At 48.0% G+C, this 3,784-nt stretch carries 3 protein-coding genes; all 3 read left to right on the top strand.

Features of this window, described 5'->3' with window-relative positions:
• The first annotated feature begins 68 nt into the window (after positions 1-68).
• The 3 genes from NK638_RS12035 to NK638_RS12025 all read left to right on the top strand — a co-directional run bounded on the left by NK638_RS12035 (position 69) and on the right by NK638_RS12025 (position 3,487).
• The gene (locus tag NK638_RS12035) at positions 69-566 is read left to right on the top strand and encodes a peroxiredoxin (protein WP_274633197.1); all 498 of its coding nucleotides are present in this window, start codon (positions 69-71) and stop codon (positions 564-566) included.
• 79 nt (positions 567-645) lie between these two features.
• Positions 646-2,130, top strand: a complete 1,485-nt coding sequence (locus tag NK638_RS12030) for a dihydrolipoyl dehydrogenase (RefSeq protein WP_274633196.1) — start codon at positions 646-648, stop codon at positions 2,128-2,130.
• Between the two features lie 160 nt (positions 2,131-2,290).
• Complete coding sequence (locus tag NK638_RS12025; protein ID WP_227697364.1) at positions 2,291-3,487, top strand: mechanosensitive ion channel family protein; 1,197 nt, start codon at positions 2,291-2,293, stop codon at positions 3,485-3,487.
• Positions 3,488-3,784: the final 297 nt, after the last annotated feature.

The raw sequence follows: 3,784 nt of genomic DNA, 5'->3' as shown, positions 1-3,784 counted from the left end.
CAGTAGCGCGTTTAAATCCATAACAGTTTTACATTCAGCTAACTATATAACACCATAAGGACATTAGCATGGCAAAGCCCACCACAGAGAGCATCGAGTTACCTGATTTTCCTGTTACCATCGTCAGAGCGCTAGACGGTCACTTCATCCATGATGACATCAGCCTAAAAGAGATGGTCGCCCATACCGACAAAGGCCTAATTTTATACTTTTATCCAAAAGACAATACGCCTGGCTGCACCACACAAGCGACCGAATTTACCGCGCGCCTCCACGAGTTTGATGACTTAGGCTATGATATCGTTGGCGTCTCACGCGATAGCATCGACTCTCATCAAAAATTCATCACCAAGCATGACTTACACATCCCGCTCATTAGCGATACTGACGAAAAGCTTTGCCAATATTTTGATGTAATCAAAGAAAAAAACATGTACGGCAAAATCACCTTGGGGCTGGTACGCTCTGCCTTTGTGTTTGACAAAAATGGCACCCTTACCCATGCACAGCGTAACCTGCGTGCCAAAGGCTATACCGATCGTCTGCTAGCAACATTAACGCCTTAACCAACTGACAAGATAATAATCACTGACATCATCTGTGATATCTAGGTTAAATAATCATTTCTTAACACTTGAGAATTCTATGAATCAACCGTCTAATACCGATAGTGCCGAGCAAAAAATCACTCGTACCGTATCGGTGGCTGTGATTGGCGCGGGCACAGCTGGTCAAAATGCCTTTCGGCAAGCCAGCAAAACCCGTGATGACATCGTCATTATCAATGAAGGGTTTTGGACCACCACCTGTATCCAAGGCGGCTGTATGCCAAGCAAGCTATTGATTGCTGCTGCAGACCGTGCCCATGAGGCCAATCACTCTGCAGACTTTGGGGTGCATGCCACCGCTCAAATCGATGGCAAACGGGTCATGGAACGCGTCCGTGAGGAGCGTAGCCACTTTGCCAGCTATATCAAAAAACAAGTCGAAAGCTGGCCTGAGGACAAAAAAATCGATGGTCGTGCTTATATCAACCAGCAAGGCCTGATCGAAGTCAATAACGAGCTAATCGACGCCAAAAACATCATCGTCGCCACTGGCAGCTCGACGTTTATCCCAGACGGCTGGGCAGATAAGCTGGGTGCGACCCTGCTTACCTCTGATACCGTCTTTGAGCTCAATGACTTACCCAAATCATTGGCCGTCGTCGGCGCAGGTGCCATCGGTCTTGAGCTTGCGCAAGCCTTTACTCGGTTGGGCGTCGAGGTCACACTATTTAATCGTGTCAAGCGCGTGGCCGGCCTCAAAGATGACGACATCAACAATAAAGCCATTGATTGCTTGAGTCATGAGCTGACCATGCACCTAGGTAGCGATATCAAAGACGTCGGTACACGACATACCGATACGCAAGACCACCCAGAAGAAACCGCATTTATCAATTATGAAGACAGTGCCGGCGAAGCGCGCCAGTGGCAAGGCGAATACGTACTGGTCGCCACCGGTCGACGCAATACCATCAAGCAGCTGGGCATTGAAAACTTGGGCGTCGAGCTTGATGATAAAAACCGACCAAAAAACCTCAGTATAAAAACCGGCCAAATTGGCGACTTAAACGTCTATATCGTGGGGGATGCCAATGCACACATACCTTTGTTACACGTTGCTAGTGATGAAGGCTACAGCGCAGGCAACATGATCTGCTACGCCTATATACGTCCGCCTGCCCTGCCTTTTTCTATCGTGTTTTGCTCACCGCAGATCGTCAACGTCGGCATGTCGCTTCCTGAGATTCAACAAGACCCAGAGTTAGAGTACGTCGTCGGCCGTGTCAGTTTTGACAATCAAGGTCGTAGTCGAGTGATGGGAGTCAACTGTGGCTTGCTCCATATCTACGGCTGCAAAAAAACCGACAGAATACTGGGCGCCAGCATGATTGGCCCTGATGCTGAGTATATCGGTCACATCTTGGCGACAGCCATTACCAATGACTTAAATATCAAAGACATGCTCGACACGCCATTTTATCACCCTACGATATTAGAAGGTCTACGGACAGCATTACGCGATGTACAGCACAAGATGAAAATCCCTTATCAGTACCACGATACGCAAGAAGACAATTTTTAAGGATTTGGACTGTTTTACAGGAAGGACACGCCCTCATAAAAAAACCCTGATAAAAAAGATAGCATTGCAGGCGATCAGGGCGTATCTTGTGTTTGCTTGCCTCCCTAATTTCAGGTAACTTAATACCTTTACATGTACTCATCACTGCATGGACCAAAAAATGCCAATCGCTAGTATTACCGATTTTTTTCAAGAGATCATTCGTGATCTGCATACTAGCCTTTATTTGGCGCTTGGCGGCTCTGCTGATGAAGAGTCAATCGACTGGTCCTCACAGGTGGTCTATTTGGCCAGTACTGCCATCAAAATCCTGATCTTACTTGCGGTACTTGGGTTTTTTTATTGGCTGGCGATTTATATTCTCAAGCAAAGCAAAACAAAGCTACACTTGAATGAGCGGCGCACCAAGATTGTTCGCTCGGTACTGCGCTATATCTGGATTGTGGCAAGTTTGATTGCCATTATGAGTCAGATATACTTTGAGCCTGAAACCATCAAAGCCACTGCCAAGGCCAGCACATGGGCAGGTATTTATTATGTGCTTTGGACCTCATCTGGGCAGATCATTCACAAAGTCTTGCAGCATTATGGTCTGAATGCCTCGATAGAGCAGCTGCTAAAAAACATCTTGTCTGTGCTGCTACTGGTGCTGGGTCTGGCCAGTGTCATGGCGCAGTTTGGCTTTGATATCGTCTCGCTGGTCGCCGGTCTCGGTATCGTCGGTCTGGCGGTAGGCTTTGCCGCTCAGTCCACCCTTGCCAACTTTATCGCTGGCATCACCATCTTGCTTGAGCAATCGTTTCAAGTGGGTGACTGGATTCATATCAATGAAAATGAAGGCCGAGTGGTACTCATCGCCCTGCGTACCACGCATATCTTGACGCGGGACAACATCACCGTCATTATTCCAAACTCCAATGTTGCCTCTTCTGAGGTGACCAATTTAACCTCCAAAAACTTCATACGGTTTGATATTCGTGTGCGTATCGCCTTTGAAGACGATATCGATACCGCTCGCAAAGAGATCCTACAAGTCCTCAGTGACACCGATGTGGTGCTAAGCCGTCCTGAGACTTCGGCGACAGTCGATGAAATTGGTGAGTACGGGGTTTTCTTTATCGTGCGTTTTTGGGTAAAACCTGCTGCCGTCGCCCGTATGCCAAAAATTAAAGAAGGTCTCAAAGAGGACATCAAACGCGCGTTCGATGCTGCCAATATCTCTACCCCTTATCCGCATATGCGTTTGCTGATGCCAAAGGACGTCGACTATCCTATCGCCACCAAGCCCTTTGCCACCACCACGCAGGTAGTATCACAGTCATCAGAGCCGCTACCCCTGACAAAAAATGAGCAGTAAAGCCGCGACTATCTTGCTCAATGGCCACCACTTTAAACCATCCTATCTGGAAATATGATAAAATCACGGGTTAAACATCGCCCTTGCTGATGTGCCTCATTTACCCTTTTAGACCACAGGTATCCGTATGACCGAAACCACTTCGCCAGCATCTTCCACAGCATCTTCGCCAGCGTTGTCGCTTGAGCTTATCGTTACCTGTGCCGATGGGCTCGAAGCACCGCTACAGACTGAGCTGACCAGCTTTGGTATCCAAAGCGATATCAAAAGCACCGGTCGTCTGGCCGTCACTGGCGG

It is taken from the genome of Psychrobacter sp. A3 (genome assembly GCF_028823565.1).
GTDB classification, from domain to species: domain Bacteria; phylum Pseudomonadota; class Gammaproteobacteria; order Pseudomonadales; family Moraxellaceae; genus Psychrobacter; species Psychrobacter celer.
This window is presented reverse-complemented; position numbering and strand designations above follow the sequence as displayed.

Bases quoted from the DNA above. Each gene is read 5' to 3' on its own strand.
- NK638_RS12035 (WP_274633197.1), top strand. From the start codon at position 69: ATGGCAAAGCCCACCACAGAGAGCATCGAGTTACCTGATTTTCCTGTT.
- NK638_RS12030 (WP_274633196.1), top strand. From the start codon at position 646: ATGAATCAACCGTCTAATACCGATAGTGCCGAGCAAAAAATCACTCGT.
- NK638_RS12025 (WP_227697364.1), top strand. From the start codon at position 2,291: ATGCCAATCGCTAGTATTACCGATTTTTTTCAAGAGATCATTCGTGAT.